The following is a 17,245-nucleotide window of genomic DNA, read 5'->3' as shown; positions in this document are numbered from 1 at the left end:
TTTTCGGTGTAGTATTGAGTAATCTTTATGCAGATGGGTTGTGAGATTTGGTGTTTTTCGTGATGAGAGACACTTCAGTGACTGTCATCTGTTTACAGGATTTACACTGAAGAAGACATCTTTGGGTTTTAACATAGTTGGCATCTCTTTGATATTCAGAATAGATACTGTAGATTTATGTTGGAAATAACATCTGACTAAGGCAGTTTGGAGCTGGGTAATCAAGTTCACGCTGAATAGTGATATGCGTGTTGACTTGAAAAAGTAGTTTCGATTTGATGTTCTTATTTTCTAATTCGAAGAGTACTGTTGTATTCTAAAATTGTTCCATAAGCACTTCCTAATGATGGTTAGGGAGGTCTTGTGGAACTTTTTTGTATACTCAAAAAACTATAGCCTCTGTATAGATTGTTACTACAGAAATTATATGATAAGTCTTTTATTGTAGCATATCTAAAAAATATTTAGCTTAAATTATTCTACAAAGTAGTTAATCCGGTAAATAAAGTTATTTGGCTCAGTTTTAAAGTAATTGGAGTGAAAATTTTTAATTTTCTTAAAGAGTCATTATAGCTATATTTTCTTGAAAAGATGTTTGAGCACCAATTTTTGAAAATTAGTTCAGTAGAATTTGGAATAGAGCTGGCTACTTCAAAACGCAACGAACTATAATTCAACATCTTTATCTATTGAATAGGTTCTAGTTTGCTATTTTTGATTTTTACAGAGTATAATTTGTAGTCATTCATATTTTTTGTGTGATAAATTTTCCAAGTCATTCTTGTTATGATGTGGCTATCACTAATAAAGGAGTAAACCATGTTAAATAAAGTGAAAGCTCGATTTCTGATTGGAGTAGGAGGTTTAATCGCAGTCAGTTTTATGGTCATGATTGGCTATACGATTGGCTCACAATCCGTTTCAAAACAAACTGAGCACCAAATACGAGCAGAAGCCAATAAACTTGTGACAAAGGAAAAGCAGGAGGAAAGAGCGACAGTCCTATCAGATGAGCTTGTCAAAGAATTTCTCACACAATATTTCACCAAGGTTCAGCTGGGTGAAAATAACACTCGTATCAAACCCTATATGACGGACTCAGCATTTTCAGAAGAGGAAGCAAGTCAGAATAAAGCGATTAATCAAGTTTATAAAGATTATATGCTTGACTACCGATTTGAATCAGCGAGTATCTATGTCAATACAGAAAGCAATGTTGCACTTGCGGAAGTTACCTATCAAGTGACCTATGTATCTGATTTGAGTGAGCAACAACAGCGAACCACTCAGACAGAAATCAAGACGGTTATGTTATCCTACTCCAAAGTTTCCGACAAGCTCCTGGTTAATCAGTTGACCATTTGGAATGGGAAACTGGAGGACATGAAAGAAGCAACAGATGGAGCCAATTCCAGCATACCAACGATCCAAGGAACTACAACAAGCGAGAACAACTAGCAGGAGACAGTCTTCTGCTTTTTTTTGATAGGGAGACAAAATGACACGAATTAAAGCAGTAAAACAAAATGCCATTTTAGATGTGGCTGAAAGTCTGGGTTATTCTTTTAGACGAGTATCAGGATACATTTATGAACACCCAGACCATGATTCCTTTCGGATTTTTGCGGATACCAATACTTTCAAATGGTTTTCAAGAGATATACAAGGGGATGTAATTGACTTTGTTCAGTTGGTGGCAGGAGTGTCTTTCAAAGAAGCCTTGTCTTACCTTGAAACTGGAGGCTTTGAACAAGCTAAGGTGATAGAAGAAACTTATCAACCGTTTCAATATTATTTGCATGAAGAACCCTTTCAGATAGCACGTTCTTACTTAAAAGATATCCGTGGCCTAAGTGATCAGACTATCAATTCCTTTGGCAGACAAGGATTGCTTGCTGAAGCTACTTATCAATCGGGGCCCGTATTAGTGTTTAAATGCTATGACCATAATAGGACCTTACAGTCTGCAAGCCTTCAAGGTCTCGTCAAAAATGAAGAAAAACACGATCGAGGTTATCTCAAAAAAATCATGAAAGGATCTCATGGCTATGTCGGTATTAGTTTCGATATTGGGAATCCTAAGCGACTCATTTTTTGTGAATCAGTTATCGATATGATGAGTTATTATCAGCTTTACCAAAAGCAATTATCCGATGTTCGCCTGATTTCAATGGAAGGTTTAAAACTTTCTGTGATTGCTTATCAGACCTTGCGTCTAGCAGCAGAGGAACAGGGGAAATTGGCATTTCTAGATACAGTAAATCCAAGCAGACTTAGTCATTATCTTCAGGCAATACAAGAGACGACAACCTTCTTCCAAACTCATTCAAATGCATTAACATTGGCTGTTGATAACGATGAGGCAGGAAGAGAATTTTGTCAGAAACTGTCAGATAAAGGACTTCCGCTTTCTCAAGATTTACCACCATTGCAAGGACTTGAAACAAAGTTAGATTGGAATGATATTGTGAAACGACAAAAGGAATTATCTTTAAGAGATCTTATCCAGTCAGCCCAAACAAAAGTCATTAGAGATCATCCTCCACCTAAACGAGAGCACACTTTTGATGTGATAACAAAATCAAGTCCGCTATCATAATCTAGAATGTGACAAGGAGGACACCCTATGAGTGTGATTGAACGTCTGGCTGAAAAAGTAGCTAGGCAAGAAGAAAAGGTCTCACGTGAGACAGAGAAATTGGAACACTATCGTGACCAACTACAAACAGCTATGTACAGTACCTTTATCAAACGGCAACAATCTAGTCAGTTGTCATTTCATGAAGCACTAGAGCAAGCCTTTGGTAAAGAAACCACACTACACTCAAATTACAGAAATGAGGATACAGAATGAGTAAAACATGGAATTTTGATCAGCCACTAGACGATGTGAAACCAACATCGTCCCATGAAGAACGAGCTAAAATCGCAGCACTCTTCCATAAACAGGATGAAAAACCAATTGAAGAAGTAGACTATGTGGCTGCTTTTGAACAACAACAAAAGGAGTCAAAATATAAAGATGACCAAACGCTCGCATCAACCGTTAAACAAAGTCAGCCGAAGAAGGTAAATATCACAAGTGACTATAAACAACACTTGGCTGATACCATTGCACAAAATAACAAGGATATTTCAGCCTGTCAAAAGCAAATTGAAGAACTTCATCAATTGATTGATGAAAAGAAAATCCAAAATAAAAAGTTGCAGGCTATTTCAGTAGCCATTGATGATTTATAAGTCAGGTAGTCCTATGCGGGCTACCTTTTTACAATTGAAGGAGAAGATAATGAAATTTTTTCAAAAGAAAAAACAGAACCAGGATCAATTTAAACGACTGATTCATCGACTATCTGAGATGTCAGATACTGAATTAACCAAAGTAGAACAACTCCTAGATGTGGTCTTTGATTCAAGTTTCAAGTCTAGTGAGAGAGTGGAAATATCTAGGGACATTATAACCGATGAGGAACAAATTCTTGATAAGTCAATCCAAGAAGCGAAAAATAAACTGAATACTGAGCAGTTGGAAAAAAACATTGAGAGATTTAGACAAGGTAGGCGAGAGAGCAATAATAACAAATAACAGACCAATTATTTTGGCCTGTTTTTTGAAATATGTGTCATCGTTGAATCAAACGAAGTAAAAATATTTCTTGCTTAGTAGGAGGTGTTGTGGTATAATTTAGTTAGATTAGAAGTCATCGAAGGTACAGCAATGTATAACTAGGTGGCCTTTTTTCATATTGCGGAGAGATATTTTATGCCTAATAATGTATTTGAATTAATAAATTTTAAGGACTATTTGCCGTTAGATTTAGATATTACTGATAAAACTAGGTTGGTTTATAGACCAGTATTAGCACCAACTCAATTAAAATGTTCTCTTGAGCCGGCTTTAACTGAAGAACAGTTATATGTCCATATGAAAGAAAACTCTAACTGGTCTTTCAAATACAATGGGAATGATGATTTTTATAAACAGGATTGTATTGACTTTTTAAGAGATATAGACTTCCAATCATTCTCTCAATATGGGAAGTTGGTGGACAGAAAATACATAGAAGCAAAAAGAGTTTACTTATTTGATAGCTACTTTAGAAATTTTCTTCAAGAGATATTGGAGCGTATCGAAGTTTTTTTGAAGAAGAGTACAGCTGATGCTCTGACGATTGGATACAATAAAACTTCTTATATTTTTGAAGATGATACTCTCTATTATTCAGAACAATCTAAATACCGAAAAGAAAATCCTAAGAGGCTGGATATTGTTTTGAAAACAAAATATCATTTGTCACGATTGATTTTGGAAAAACAAGATGATGCCACAATCAAGAATCAGATTAACCAATATGGGGTCGTGTTACCTTGGACCGTTTTTCGTTTAATGACATTTGGAAATATAGCGTCCTTCCTCGTTGCCCTACAACCAGAATATCGAAATAAGGTTGCTGCCTATATTAGTCTTCCCTTGGACAAGGATGATAACATTCCAGCTAAAATCTTATTGTCTTGGTGTAACGCTCTTCGTTATCTTAGGAATATTTGCTCACACAATGGCAGATTATATGGTCGCTTACACCATATACTGCCAGCTTTTCATCATTCTGACAGAGAGTTGCTAGTGACAGACTCAGAGAATGATAGCAAGACACTATTTATCTATTTTATAGCAATGAGACATCTTATCTTGTCAATGTCCATAGAAACTAAGAATTTTTGGAATAAAAAATTACAAAAGCTTCTGGAAGAAAGTAATCAAGAACAAGTGGATTTGAGACACTATGGTTTTCCAAAAAATTGGATGGATTTATTGGCAATAAAGATATGATAAGTGCTTAGATGGACACGGACTAAAAAATAGATTAGAACGGAGGTAAAGTATTGAATCTTATTTCAATCAAAGAATTTGTCGAATTGACTACCAATAATAATCCAGACATCAATCCCAAAGAGCTTGAAGAAACCTTGCGTGCAGTACTTGAAGAAAAAGAAGGAGGGGCAAGGTGTATGAATTGTGGATCTCCTATTTGGGTAGCAGGGAGTGCACTGGTAGGGAGCTACATGTGCTTCACGTGTCTAACAGGTGAAGCCGATGGTAGTGATGATTTTGAAGTTTTAGGTTAAGCTATTTCATTTCAGAAATTTTTCGAGAGCCAAATGGCTCTTTTTCTTTTCCTGTGATAATTTTTTCAGCTCTCTCTTGTTACACTCTATCTAGTTTTAGAAAATCAACCCTTGACTTTTTCTTGGGGGTTTGGGGGCGAAGCCACCATGTTTTCTTATCGTCGGCTGACCAACCTGTAAGGTTTGGGTTCAGCTGGCGATTAGATTTTAGGTTATTGTGGACACAATAACTGAGCTCGCAAAAGCCGAAAAGCGAAGTGATGAGGCTGAAGGAAGCCCCCCGTATCTGATACGGTATCGGGTTAGACCCGATAGAGGCAAGTAGAGAAGGAGTATAACGAGATGACAGACCACTATCGCATTATCCGTAAGGAGATCAATCTGACACCAGAGGAACTGGAGCAGATTCAGGAGCTGATGAAGCAGGAACACGCAGAGCAATTCTCTCCCTTTGTCCGTCAAAAGTTGATGGACTTGGTTGAGAGGAAGCAGGCAGTAACGGATTGGTTTGCCCTCTGGCAGTCCCAGAAGATTGAACAAATCAGTCGAGACATTTTACAAGTGACTATCATGGCCGAACAGACCCAGCAGGTCACGGCAGAGCACTTGCGAATTATCCTAACCTGTGTGCAGGAGTTGATGGCAGAAGTCGAGAAGTCTATCCTACTCAGTACAGATTTTCGTGACAAATACATGGGAGGATAGACATGGAAAATCGTTACCGAACCAATCTCAAAAAAGTCTTTCTGACGGACCAGGAGTTAGCAACTTTGAACGACCATATCGGGCAGAGTGGCTGTAAAAATTTCTCTGCTTATGCCAGAAAGGTGCTGCTCAATCCCAATACGACCTTTCTGACCATTGATACCAGTAACTATGACGACCTGGTCTTTGAACTGAAACGTATCGGAAATAACATAAACCAAATTGCACGGACCGTCAATCAAACTCATCTTCTAACATCAATCGACCGTGAGCTCTTGGTGCAGGGGATTAATCAACTCATCAAGGAAGTGGAGAAGGACTTTAACATCAAGTGCCAGCAGCTGAAGGAGTTTTATGGTCGTCACTAAACACTTTGCGGTGCATAGCACCAAGTATCGTAAGAGCCTCATCAAGTATATTCTCAATCCAGAAAAGACGAAGAAGCTGAAACTGGTCTCTGATTTTGGCATGAGCAATTACTTGGACTTTCCCAGCTATGAGGAATTGGTGGAGATGTATCAGGCAAACTTGACCAACAATGATCGGCTCTATGATTCCAGAAACGACCGCCAGCAACTCAAGCATACCAAAATCCATGCCCACCACTTGATTCAATCATTTTCTCCTGAAGACAAGCTGACACCAGAGGAAATTAATCGCATTGGTTACGAGACTATCAAGGAGTTGACAGGGGGCAACTTTCGTTTCATCGTCACGACTCACACAGACAAGGATCATATCCATAATCATATCCTGATAAATGCCATTGACCTCAATTCTGAGAAGAAGCTCAAGTGGGACTATGCCCAGGAGAGGAATCTTCGCATGATTTCTGACCGCTTGGCCAAGGAAGCAGGAGCAAAGATTATTCCGCCCAATCGCTATTCGCATGAGAAGTTTGAAACTTATCGCAAGACCAATCACAAGTTTGAACTCAAGCAGCGGCTCTATTTTCTCATGGAGAACAGCAAGAACTTTGAGGACTTTGTGGTCAAGGCTCCCGCTCTCAACGTGGAGATGGATTTCTCTCGCAAGCATGCCAGATTTTTCATGACCGACCGAGACATGAAGCAGGTCATTCGCGGCCATCAGCTGTATAAGCGCCAGCCCTACACCGAGGATTATTTCAGAGAGCATTTTGCGGCACGAGCTATTGAGCAGCGACTGGATTTTCTCTTGCCCAGAGCACGAAACCTCTCTCATCTTTTGGAAATAGCAGAGCAGTTAAACCTGAAAATCTCCCCGAAGAAAAAGCATGTGACCTTTACCTTGAAAGAGGGCGACCGAACCATTTCCATGGAGAATAAAAAGGTCAGCACAAAACACTTGTACAATGTCCAGTTCTTGGAGGATTATTTTGATAAAAGCGACATCACACCAGAACATGACTTGGCTAACCTGGTCTCAGACTTTGAAGCCTACCAAGAAGAGCAGAACCAGAATAAGCTCCCAATTGAGGAACTCTTGGCGGCCTATAAGGATTTCAAAGAAAAACGAGACCAGGTCCAGGAGTTTGAAGTTGCATTAGCGGAGCACCAGATTGACAAGTTAGTCAAGGACGGTCTCTTTGTCAGAATCAATTATGGTATCAAAAAAGACGGCTTGGTCTTCATACCAAACCGTAACCTGGATATTCATGAGAGCGAGCAGGGCAAGTCCTACCATGTCTTTATTCGAGAGACAGCCCAGTTTTTCATCTACAATAAAGAGAACTCTGACTTCAACCGCTACATGCGAGGACGGGAGTTAATCCGCCAACTCACTCAGGACAGTAAGCATATCCCTAAACGCAGACGCCCGACCATGACCAGCCTCAAAGAGAAAATAGCAGAGCTCAATTTTTTTATCGAGCTAGACCTCAACAACCAGTCCTACCAAGAAATCAAAGACGAACTCATCAACGAAATTGCCCAGCTGGATTTGACCATTACGGATTTGCAGGATAAGGTTGCTCATCTGAATAAGGTCGCAGAAGTCCTGCTCAATCTCAACAACTCAGACCCAGAGAACAGACGGTTAGCTAGGTATGATTATGCTAAGATGAATCTGACACCGGCCATTAAACTGGAGGAGGTGGAGAAGGAGATAGAAGGTTGTCAAGAACATCTGAATAGAGAAATAGATGACTATGAACATCATGTGAGAAAGTTGGAGAGCTTGGTAGATATTCTAAGTCGGGACAGATTACAGACTACACGTATTGATTTGGAGATTTAGAATTTCTAAAATAGTTTAATTTTAATAAAAAATTAAAAGAATCTCTATAGGATAAAAACTTTTCATTGCTTCTAAGTGGTGTTGCAATCTTAACTTTAATTTATTTTAGAGTATCTACTTTATGATAAACAGGGTGACGGCACATAATCCTTAAGAACTTTAAACTGAAATTTACGTTTCAGCTGAAAGTTTTGTATTATGTGACTTTAGTCCGTTTCGCTCCGCAGGTGCGAAACAAATAAACCACCCGCTATGCGGGTGCGCATCAAAGGTTATGCCAAAAAAACTCCAATCGCGATACAATAAAGGTGTTCAAGCCTAAAGTAAAGCGAAAGGAGAAAAATATGGCTCAAAAAGCACATAGTTTATCACACACAAAGTGGAATTGTAAATATCACATTGTGTTCACCCCTAATTATAGACGAAAAGTCATCTATAATCAATATCGAAGCAGTATAGGAGAGATATTCCGCCGTTTGTGTAGTTATATAGGTGTTGAAATTATAGAAGGACATTTAATGCCAGATCATGTTCACATGCAAGTTAGTCTTCCACCAAGAATCAGCGTTTCCAGTTTCATGGGCAATTTAAAAGGTAAGAGTGCTCTTATGATGTTTGATAAACACGCTAATCTTAAATACAAGTTTGGGAATCGCCATTTTTGGGCAGAGGGTTATTACGTGAGCACGGTAGGACCTAATGAAGCCACGATTAAAAAATATATACAGGAGCAAAGAAATTATCCAGTGGATGATTTTTTCATGAGTTTAGAAATAAGAAGGCGAATTAACATGATATCGCACTTGATAAACTGAGTGTGAAAGAATATGAAGATCCCTTTAGGGATAATGGCAAGTAGTACTAACGCCTCTTTAAGAGGCTAGTGATGAGTCAAAAGCAGTTAGGCTTGAACAAGGTGAAAGCCAGCGTCTTTAGGCGCTGGCTGGTGTTATGGGCTTATAGCCCTTGTTCAAACCACCCATTAGACGGGTGGTCATGATTCCTTGAAATCTTGCAGCAGTGTAGTCGTCAGAATGGCAAAATCGCAAGTAACTATCAAAATCTGGAAATTAATAATTGCTAATATATTTAGATTGTTTGCGATTTTTTATCGAGAATAAGCTTGGTCTATTTTTCTATAACTTTTAAGTAGTGCTCTAAGTATTGCTTATGAATAGTTTCTTCTCTAAGTATTTCAAAAACTTGTAATGCCTGTTGCATCTTAAATTTTCCAGTCTCAGTATCGTTATTGAATTCAAAGTATCCTTGTGCGTAGAGGAAAACTGTCTGCTCATAATAATTTAGTTCGTTCTCTAGTAATAGTGATATCTCCTGTATTAAATATTTACAGTTTTCCAATTGTTTGACATCAATACTTGATATTAAACAGTTAATAGATAGCTGAGTAACTAACTTTTTATTAGTCTTATTCAAAGAAGAGTATATATAATTTTTTAACATTTCTTTGGTGAGCAAGAAGAAAGATTCATATTTTATTGTTCGAACACAATTTCCCAATAATATGATTTCGTAGTAACCCCATTTTTCAATTTTAAAAAGGTAGTCTATTAGTTGAAGTATCTCTTCATCTGTTGGAACAATATTATTGTCCAGTGTATGTAGAATAGATTTTACCATGGTTCTCTCATACGGATTTAAATTATATTTTGAAGAGTTTGAAAGTAAAGAGGTTATATTATCTATATTCTTTGATGAATATTGTTTACGAATGTATTGTATTAAATTAGCAAATGATTCTGTTTTAGTATAATCACTATTATGAAGAATAAGAAACTCATCTAAAGAAATGTTTAATTTATCTAAAATATTGATGAGTCGAGCACAAGATATTTCTGACTCTCCACGTTCGAAACGAGATATTTGTGACTTAGAGAGATGCTCATCTGCTACACAATGTAGACTGATTTGTTTCCCTTGTCTTACTTTTCTCAATGTTTTTCCAAGAGTTGATTTCATTTAATTTCCCACTTTCCCAACGAAAAATTTTTCTAGTTTTATTTATTGTACAATAAATAAAAACGGAAAGGAAGCCTGTGATGAAGAAAATTTTAAAGCTCATACCAATAATGATGTTGGTTATGGATATAATTATTATCGTCGGTGGATAAATTGCTTAGGTGCACACCTAAGCCTTTAGGAATATCCTAAAGGCTTATAGTCTTGAATGTATTATTCAAAAATATAGATAGGAGAGTCATAATGGCTAGCATAAATGAAAAATTAGAGTTGATTGAAAAGATGAATTATGTCGATTTATTGTCTTACATTGAAGAGACTAATCGTTGTCCTGGAGGAAAGAGAACAATATCTGAGATTGTTAATTATACTCATATTTCTAAAAAATCAAATATTTTAGAAATTGGTTCTAATACGGGCTTTACATCTATTGAACTGGCTAAAATTTTGGATGATCCTACAATTATTGGTATAGATGTAAATGCAAATGCAGTAAAAAAATCTCAAGAACTACTCAGTGGCGAATCCGCTGAGGTACAGAGAAAAGTATCATTTGAAATTGGAGATGCAAGCGATTTAAGATTTAGTGACTCGTATTTTGATCTTATTGTCACAGGAGGTGCGAACGGCTTTATTGCAGAAAAAAGTAGAAAAATAGCAGTTTCAGAATACCGTAGAGTTTTAAAAGCTAATGGTTTTTTAGCTGTAACACAGTTGTTTTATCATAAACCAGTTCCCAAAAAAATCTTAACTGATTTAGAAAAAGTATTAGGTTTTCCGATAAGGCCTCTGCGTAGAGCTTATTGGTTGAAGTTGTTTTTAAATTCTGGATTTGAGTTATATAACTTCAAAGAGAAAAAAATGAGGAAACGCAGTCTACAGACATTGAATGAGTATGTTGATTATATTATTGAAAGCTCTAACCCCCTAAAAGGTGAAGATGATCTAGTAAAAAACGCTGTTAGAAAACGATGGTATGAGATAATGGATATTTTCAATAATAATCATGAATATCTATCATTTATGATTGTTATTTTGAGGAATACTGCTAATGCTGAACAGCGAGAATTTTTCTTTGAAGATGATTTTATGGATCCATATACAATATGTAAAGAGGAGGAAGAGTGGGATGTCTAATAATACCCCTATAGTTGATAACAAATTTTTGAAGATATTAAATAGTGATACTTTTTTAAGAACTGTTGGATTAATCCATTCAACAATAACAAATGCTACTTTTGAATTTTTTAGAAGTAAAGGAATTATAAGTGTACATTTACCGGTGACAACTGGAAGTATAACTAGTCCTATGGGATTAGGAAGTGACTCTCTACCTGTAAAGATTAAATTATTTGAGAACGAGGTGTATCTTGCAGATTCAATGCAGTTCCATCTTGAATACCTTCTTCGTTTATTCCCTGATAAATTAGGAGTTCACTATGTAATGCCGACATTTAGAGGAGAAGAGACAGACAAAAGACATCTATCACAATTTTATCATAGCTAAAGTGAGATAAATGGAACTTTAGAAGATGTTATGATTCTGATTGATGACTATTTAAAATTTTTATGTCATAAATTATTAGAAGAGCATAAGGAATTTTTACTGTCACAACAATATGATTTAACCCATATTGAGAATTTCTTGAAGTTGAATATTCCACGTGTTAGATTTCATGAGATAAGAAAATTACTGAATGATGAAAAAGCTTTTGTAAAAGATGAGATTCATAATTTCTACCAATTAACAAATTTAGGTGAGAAGAAAATATTAGAGCATTATGGAAGTCCAGTTTGGGTTACAAATTATCCTGCAAAGAGTGTTCCATTTTATCAGAAATTAGATGATGATAAGGAAACTACAAGAAATGCCGATTTACTAATGGGAATTGGCGAAGTGGTAGGTTGTGGCGAACGTTGTGATACAGTGGATGAAGTATTAACTAACATGTCTAATCTCAATGTTGATAGGGATCAATATGAATGGTATCTACAAATGAAAACACTATCACCAAAAACAACATCAGGTTTTGGTTTAGGAGTTGAACGATTTATAATGTGGATTTTAGGCTGTGAAGATATTAGAAAAATTCCACTAATCAGTCGATCAAATAATGAAAATATCGTTCCGTAAATGATGTCTAATTGAAAGGAGAAGATTATGCAAATGAAAAAAACTGTATTGGTAGTAGGTGGAGGACCTGAGATTACTTTGTGTTATGATTACATAAAAGATAATGGAGACTTTAAGTTTATCTCTATCTCCGAAATTCCTCCTATGTATCCTGAAATTTTTAATGATTCAATTGTAGTTGAATTTAAAAATTGGGGAAAAGTAGTTGAAAAGATTAGAGAACTTTCAACTAACATTGATGCGGTTGCTTGTTGGGATGAGGCAATGACACATATTGCAGATGACATTTCTAAAGAACTTAATTTAAGCCCAATCTCTAAATTAGATTCTCAACCATTTAGATTTAAAGATAGAATGAGGATGGTTTGTGAGGCTACAGGAATAAAAACACCAAGATATAGGATTATTGATCAGTTTTCTGATACAGTAAAATTAATTAATTGGGAATATCCTTTGATTGTTAAACCAACTTCTTTTTTATCTAGTATTGGTGTAAAAAAAGTAAATAATTTTTCAGAACTGCAACAAGTTGTTGGGCAACTCCTTTCGGTTAAGTTTCCTGTTTACATCGCCAACTCAGTATATGAACTAGGTGATATTTACAATTTGGAGCCTCGAGTTCTTGTCGAAGAGTATATAGAAGGAGAGGAATACAGTCTAGAGAGTATTATCGTAAACTCTGAATATTATCCATTGGGAATTACTCAAAAAATTGTAGATGATAAAATTTTTATGGATGAAGTTGGTCACATCTTCCCAGCTAATATTTCTTATCACTTAAAAGAGAAAGTATTAAAATGGGGAGAATTACTACACAATGTATTGCGATTACATAATGTTTCCTCACATGCAGAATTTAGAGTTGATAAAAATGGAGAAATTTATTTAATTGAAATCGGTGCTAGAATTGGCGGTGATTTTATTCCGAAACTTATGACGAATAGTTTCGCAGATAAAAGTTTTAATTTCTATGATAGCTATGTCCATGCTAGAATGGGTATTCGAAAAATTGTAGATACACAAACAGATCGATTTTCTGGAATTGTATTTTTCAAATTACGTCCAGAAGATTATGGGAAAAAGTTTGAAGGAATTGATTATGAAATTCCGAAAGAATCTAAAATATTTTATAGTGGGATGCTAAAAAGTGAGGGTTCAGTTTTACCAACACCCATTAACTGGAGTAATGAAAGATTTGGATATGTCTGCTTAGAAAATGAAAATTATGAAACCTTACAGGAGGAAATGAAAAAATTATTAAATTCATTTACCATCAAAAAAAATTAGGAAATTTGGAGCGTACCATAGGAGTGTGCTCTCCATCTTTTTCTGGTAGCTTCTTATATAAGAAACGATATGATAGAGGGATAAGTTTTTTAGAACAAAAAGGATTTAAGGTCACTCATGGGATATTAGCAGGAAAAATTTGTCAAAATCAACTATCGGGAAGTGTATTTGAAAGAAGCGAAGAAATTAATCAACTATTTAATCAAGTGGATATTGTCATCACAAGTATAGGGGGATATAATTCAAATTCTGTTTTGCCTTATTTGGACTATGAGAAGTATAGAAAAAGCAACTCAATATTTATTGGTTATTCAGATACAACAGCGATTGCATTAGCTTTATATGCTAAAACAAACAAGATTACTTTTATGTCACAGAGTTTGATTTGCAATTACGGAGAATTTCCCCCTTTTAATGAGTTAAGCTATCATTCATTGAATGATATTCTCTTTAGTGAAGAAAATAGAGATATCAGTTATAAACAACCACCTTACTGGACAGATGAACGATCAAATTGGGAAATTTTTGTAAAACCAAAGACAATTAAAGAAAACGAATGGCATATATATAAATATGGACGAGCAAAAGGGACATTAATTGCTGGAAATTTAGATACAATTATTGGGATTATAGGTACTTCTTATATGCCCAAAATAGATGAAAATACCATTCTATTATTGGAAGAAACTTTTAGCGATTTTGGGAGACTGTATAGAAATTTTTCTACATTAGCATTGCATGGGGTTTTTGATAAAATATCTGGCTTGATCATTTCTAAAATTGAATATTTTGAAAGAAGAGATGAAATTATCTGGCTTCTTCAAAATTTCGTTGACAAGCGGGATATCCCTATATTGTTGGATTTTGACTGTGGGCATACGCATCCAAGTTATCTAGTTCCTATAGGTGGAGAAGTCAGTTTAATACTTGAGAAGGATTAAGAAGTGGAATATAAAGAAACAAAAATAACGGGAATGTATGATCTTTTCGATGATGAGATTAAAAATATAAATTTGATACATCAAAGATTCTTAAAAAACTCTAGGGAGTTTGGCTTTGAACAAATTCAAACTTCATTAATTGAACAAGCGGATAGATACTTAAAGGCAACTAAAGTTCACCCATCAAAAATTTTTGAAGTACATCGTATGAAGGAAAAATCAAAGTATGTATTACAAGCTGATTTAGCGATGAGCATTTCAAGATTTGTTTCTGATTTATCCACTCAAGTTCCATTAAAGTTTATCCAGACTGGATTACTTTTTAGGGATCGAATTCCGTCATATTCAGGATATAGAAGGATGTTTTATCAGACATTGATTGGCGTATGGGGAATTGAATCATCTATTGCTGATGTTGAAGTAATATATCTAACTTGGAAAACCTTAATTGAATTAAAAGACATTAAGGTCAATTATATCTTAATTTCTAATACAGGAATATTAGAAGTAATATCTCCAGGATTGTCTGAGTATTTAAGATTTTCAAATAGGGACATTAGTTCAGCAATGTCAAAAATTGATATAGAGAAGGGAGATAGAGAAAAGATTATTGAATTATTTCAATTTGATAAAATTTTATATAGTAATCTCTCTTTCTATTATTCTCAAATAATAGACGAGCGAATAAAATTAGAAATAAAAAAAGTAATTCAATTATGTGAACTTCTTTCCAAATATATTGAGGATTGTCCAATTTACTTTTCTCTATCTAATTTATATGGTACAGGTCATTATTCAGGAATGAACTACAAAATTTTCATTACTGATCCAACCGGAAGCTGTTATGATATTGCGGATGGTGGTAGAATAGATGCTATGACTTCTAAATTTAATAAAGTTAATACTCCAGGTGTGTGTATGGGAATTGGTACAACTGTTTTATCGCAATTTTTGAACTTAGAAGAGAGAGAGTCAAGGTATGTCATTTTAATTCCGATAGATGATGTAGAAAATACTTATATTTTATGGAGGGAAATAATGACCTATCTTTGTATATCCAATTTTTCGATACTCCCGTGTTCTTTTAAAAAAAGAAAGAAAATCATTAATAATGAATTTTATATAGACGACACTTTCATTTTAGTTAATGAAAATAGTAATTTTAAGATAATCTCTTCCAAATTAGATTCATCATATATAGAACAATTAATGCAGAAAATAGAAAAAAAGAAAAAAGAAATGAAGGTAACGGAGAATAAATGAAAAATAGAGAGAAAAATAATATTAATTACTTGGTTGCCAGTAGAAGTATCTCATTAGTAGGAGATGTGCTCTTTGATTTTGCCAATAATACATTTCTTGCTAATATTGCTCCTAACTCCTTAAGTCTTGTTGCTATGTATCAAGCAATTGAAAGAGTAATTGCTGTTATTTTTAATATGTTCGGAGGAGTATTTGCTGATCTTTCACATAGGAAAAAAATTATCATATCAACAAACTTAATAAATGGTTTGTTTTGTATAGCTTTATCATTTGTCGGGAGCGAAAATATATTAATGTACCTTGTGTTGGTCGGGAATGGGATTCTATCATTAATGTTTGCTTTCTCATCTCCTTCATACAAGGCGTTAACGAAAGAAATAGTCAGTGAACAATCCATCTCAAAACTAAATTCTTACTTGGAAACAGCAAGTACATCGATTAGATTAGTGCTACCTATTTTTTCATTATTGTTATACAATTTATTGAAACTTCAAGGTGTTTTATTATTAAATGGTATTACTTTTATAATATCTTCTATTTTGATATTTTGTATAGAACCGCTAAATTTTGAACGTGCTGCAGTAAGCTTCTCTGTAAAAAGTATTTTTTGTGATATGGCTTCAGGTTTTCGGTACATATTTGATAATAAACAGATTCTATTTCTTATAATTTTATCCTCTTTGGTGAATTTCTTCTTAGCCGGATATAATCTTTTATTACCATATACTCATCGTATGTTTATCAATCTATCTGATGGACTATATGGTTTATTCTTGACAGCAGAAGCTATTGGAGGATTATTAGGAGCAATATTAAGTAGTAGGTTAAAGAAAGATGCATCAATTTTTAGTTTAGTCGTTAAATTGGGTGTCTCAAGTATATTTTTAATTGCTACTCCATTTTTATATTTAATTTATAAGAACCAGTTTTTTATTATGTTGGGACCAGGGCTTTTTAATCTATTCTTGACAGTTTTCAATATTCAATTTTTCTCTCTTATACAAAAGCAGGTAAGTAATCAATATTTAGGTAGGGTATTCGGGGTAATATTTACTGTTGCAGTACTGTTCATGCCAATCGGTACAGGTATATTTTCCTCTTTATTAGATGTTGATAATTTATTTAATTTCTTAATAATAGGAATGTCAATTTTAATATTATCTTTAGTATTTGGAATCTCTATTAAGTATAGTGAAAGATAGTAAGATTAGTTAATATAGATGAGTCAAAACCATTTTTTAAAAGTAGACTTTTAATGTAGAGTTGCTCGTTTTATACTATTCCATAGACTGCTACATGATAGTCAAATCGTCCTTATCAGTAAATTCTTTGCTGATTTCGTACTAATCTCAAAAACTAGAAAAATGTTCTGCAGAAAGGACGATTTGATTAATAATCGCTACACTAAATAGTGGCACAACCTTTTGTGTCCTGGGAAGGTCATGAGTTAGCTCATTGGCCTTTTTTGGCTCTTTGTCAACTGTAGTGGGTAGATGAAAAGCTAACACCTAGAGAGGACGAAATTCGTTCTCTCATTTTTGATGTTTAAAGCAATATATATCTTGTTTTTAAAGTTCGTAAAGTTCCTAAATCC

At 34.8% G+C, this 17,245-nt stretch carries 16 protein-coding genes and 2 pseudogenes; 17 read left to right on the top strand and 1 reads right to left on the bottom strand.

All coding sequences use genetic code 11. The features are described from left to right. Window positions 1-819 precede the first annotated feature (819 nt). From ACVC7T_RS09025 to tnpA, 11 genes and pseudogenes are all read left to right on the top strand, one after another. Entirely contained in the window at window positions 820-1,458 is a 639-nt protein-coding gene (locus ACVC7T_RS09025; protein ID WP_395376528.1) for a peptidylprolyl isomerase, read from the top strand. Between the two features lie 40 nt (window positions 1,459-1,498). After that, window positions 1,499-2,599, top strand: coding sequence for a DNA primase (locus ACVC7T_RS09020; protein ID WP_447262824.1), 1,101 nt, complete (start codon window positions 1,499-1,501; stop codon window positions 2,597-2,599). 27 nt (window positions 2,600-2,626) lie between these two features. Continuing rightward, a complete protein-coding gene (locus ACVC7T_RS09015; protein WP_012775533.1) occupies window positions 2,627-2,854 on the top strand; it encodes a DUF5965 family protein in 228 nt (75 codons plus the stop codon). Beyond that, window positions 2,851-3,240, top strand: coding sequence for a DUF5945 family protein (locus tag ACVC7T_RS09010; RefSeq protein WP_024408868.1), 390 nt, complete (start codon window positions 2,851-2,853; stop codon window positions 3,238-3,240). The genes ACVC7T_RS09015 and ACVC7T_RS09010 overlap by 4 nt, the downstream gene beginning before the upstream one ends. Window positions 3,241-3,289: 49 nt before the next feature. Further along, entirely contained in the window at window positions 3,290-3,586 is a 297-nt protein-coding gene (locus ACVC7T_RS09005) for a hypothetical protein (protein ID WP_447262823.1), read from the top strand. Window positions 3,587-3,763: 177 nt separating this feature from the next. After that, complete coding sequence (locus ACVC7T_RS09000; protein ID WP_222311140.1) at window positions 3,764-4,831, top strand: Abi family protein; 1,068 nt, start codon at window positions 3,764-3,766, stop codon at window positions 4,829-4,831. A 53-nt stretch (window positions 4,832-4,884) separates the two neighbouring features. Beyond that, on the top strand, window positions 4,885-5,127 hold the full coding sequence (locus ACVC7T_RS08995; RefSeq protein ID WP_024394065.1) for a hypothetical protein: 243 nt from the start codon (window positions 4,885-4,887) through the stop codon (window positions 5,125-5,127). A gap of 342 nt (window positions 5,128-5,469) precedes the next feature. Next, window positions 5,470-5,832 (top strand): SAG1252 family conjugative relaxosome accessory protein, encoded by a 363-nt coding sequence (locus ACVC7T_RS08990; protein ID WP_447262822.1) that lies wholly within the window; start codon window positions 5,470-5,472, stop codon window positions 5,830-5,832. Between the two features lie 2 nt (window positions 5,833-5,834). Next, window positions 5,835-6,200 carry a plasmid mobilization relaxosome protein MobC gene (gene mobC, locus ACVC7T_RS08985; protein WP_394731385.1) on the top strand — a complete coding sequence of 122 codons (366 nt, stop codon included), beginning with the start codon at window positions 5,835-5,837 and terminating at the stop codon, window positions 6,198-6,200. Further along, entirely contained in the window at window positions 6,187-8,049 is a 1,863-nt protein-coding gene (locus ACVC7T_RS08980; protein ID WP_447262821.1) for an SAG1250 family conjugative relaxase, read from the top strand. Before mobC ends, ACVC7T_RS08980 begins: the two co-directional genes overlap by 14 nt. A gap of 344 nt (window positions 8,050-8,393) precedes the next feature. Further along, window positions 8,394-8,908 (top strand): annotated as a pseudogene (gene tnpA, locus ACVC7T_RS08975) (IS200/IS605 family transposase). A 269-nt stretch (window positions 8,909-9,177) separates the two neighbouring features. Here the strand turns inward: tnpA and ACVC7T_RS08970 are convergent. Next, window positions 9,178-10,026 (bottom strand): helix-turn-helix domain-containing protein, encoded by an 849-nt coding sequence (locus tag ACVC7T_RS08970; protein WP_394731383.1) that lies wholly within the window; start codon window positions 10,024-10,026, stop codon window positions 9,178-9,180. A 243-nt stretch (window positions 10,027-10,269) separates the two neighbouring features. On the opposite strand from ACVC7T_RS08970, the gene ACVC7T_RS08965 reads away from it, so the two are divergent. The 6 genes and pseudogenes from ACVC7T_RS08965 to ACVC7T_RS08940 all read left to right on the top strand — a co-directional run bounded on the left by ACVC7T_RS08965 (window position 10,270) and on the right by ACVC7T_RS08940 (window position 16,853). Continuing rightward, window positions 10,270-11,163 carry a class I SAM-dependent methyltransferase gene (locus tag ACVC7T_RS08965; RefSeq protein WP_394731382.1) on the top strand — a complete coding sequence of 298 codons (894 nt, stop codon included), beginning with the start codon at window positions 10,270-10,272 and terminating at the stop codon, window positions 11,161-11,163. Continuing rightward, window positions 11,078-12,160, top strand: a pseudogene (locus ACVC7T_RS08960) (asparagine synthetase A). The gene ACVC7T_RS08965 and the pseudogene ACVC7T_RS08960 overlap by 86 nt, the downstream one beginning before the upstream one ends. Window positions 12,161-12,187: 27 nt before the next feature. Next, entirely contained in the window at window positions 12,188-13,447 is a 1,260-nt protein-coding gene (locus ACVC7T_RS08955) for an ATP-grasp domain-containing protein (protein WP_394731380.1), read from the top strand. Window positions 13,448-13,452: 5 nt separating this feature from the next. Beyond that, complete coding sequence (locus ACVC7T_RS08950) at window positions 13,453-14,388, top strand: S66 family peptidase (RefSeq protein ID WP_394731379.1); 936 nt, start codon at window positions 13,453-13,455, stop codon at window positions 14,386-14,388. A gap of 3 nt (window positions 14,389-14,391) precedes the next feature. Next, window positions 14,392-15,651, top strand: a complete 1,260-nt coding sequence (locus tag ACVC7T_RS08945; RefSeq protein ID WP_394731378.1) for an ATP phosphoribosyltransferase regulatory subunit — start codon at window positions 14,392-14,394, stop codon at window positions 15,649-15,651. Beyond that, a complete protein-coding gene (locus ACVC7T_RS08940; RefSeq protein ID WP_394731377.1) occupies window positions 15,648-16,853 on the top strand; it encodes an MFS transporter in 1,206 nt (401 codons plus the stop codon). The genes ACVC7T_RS08945 and ACVC7T_RS08940 overlap by 4 nt, the downstream gene beginning before the upstream one ends. Window positions 16,854-17,245 lie beyond the last annotated feature (392 nt).

The organism is Streptococcus sp. P25B114 (assembly GCF_053010325.1).
This window is presented reverse-complemented; position numbering and strand designations above follow the sequence as displayed.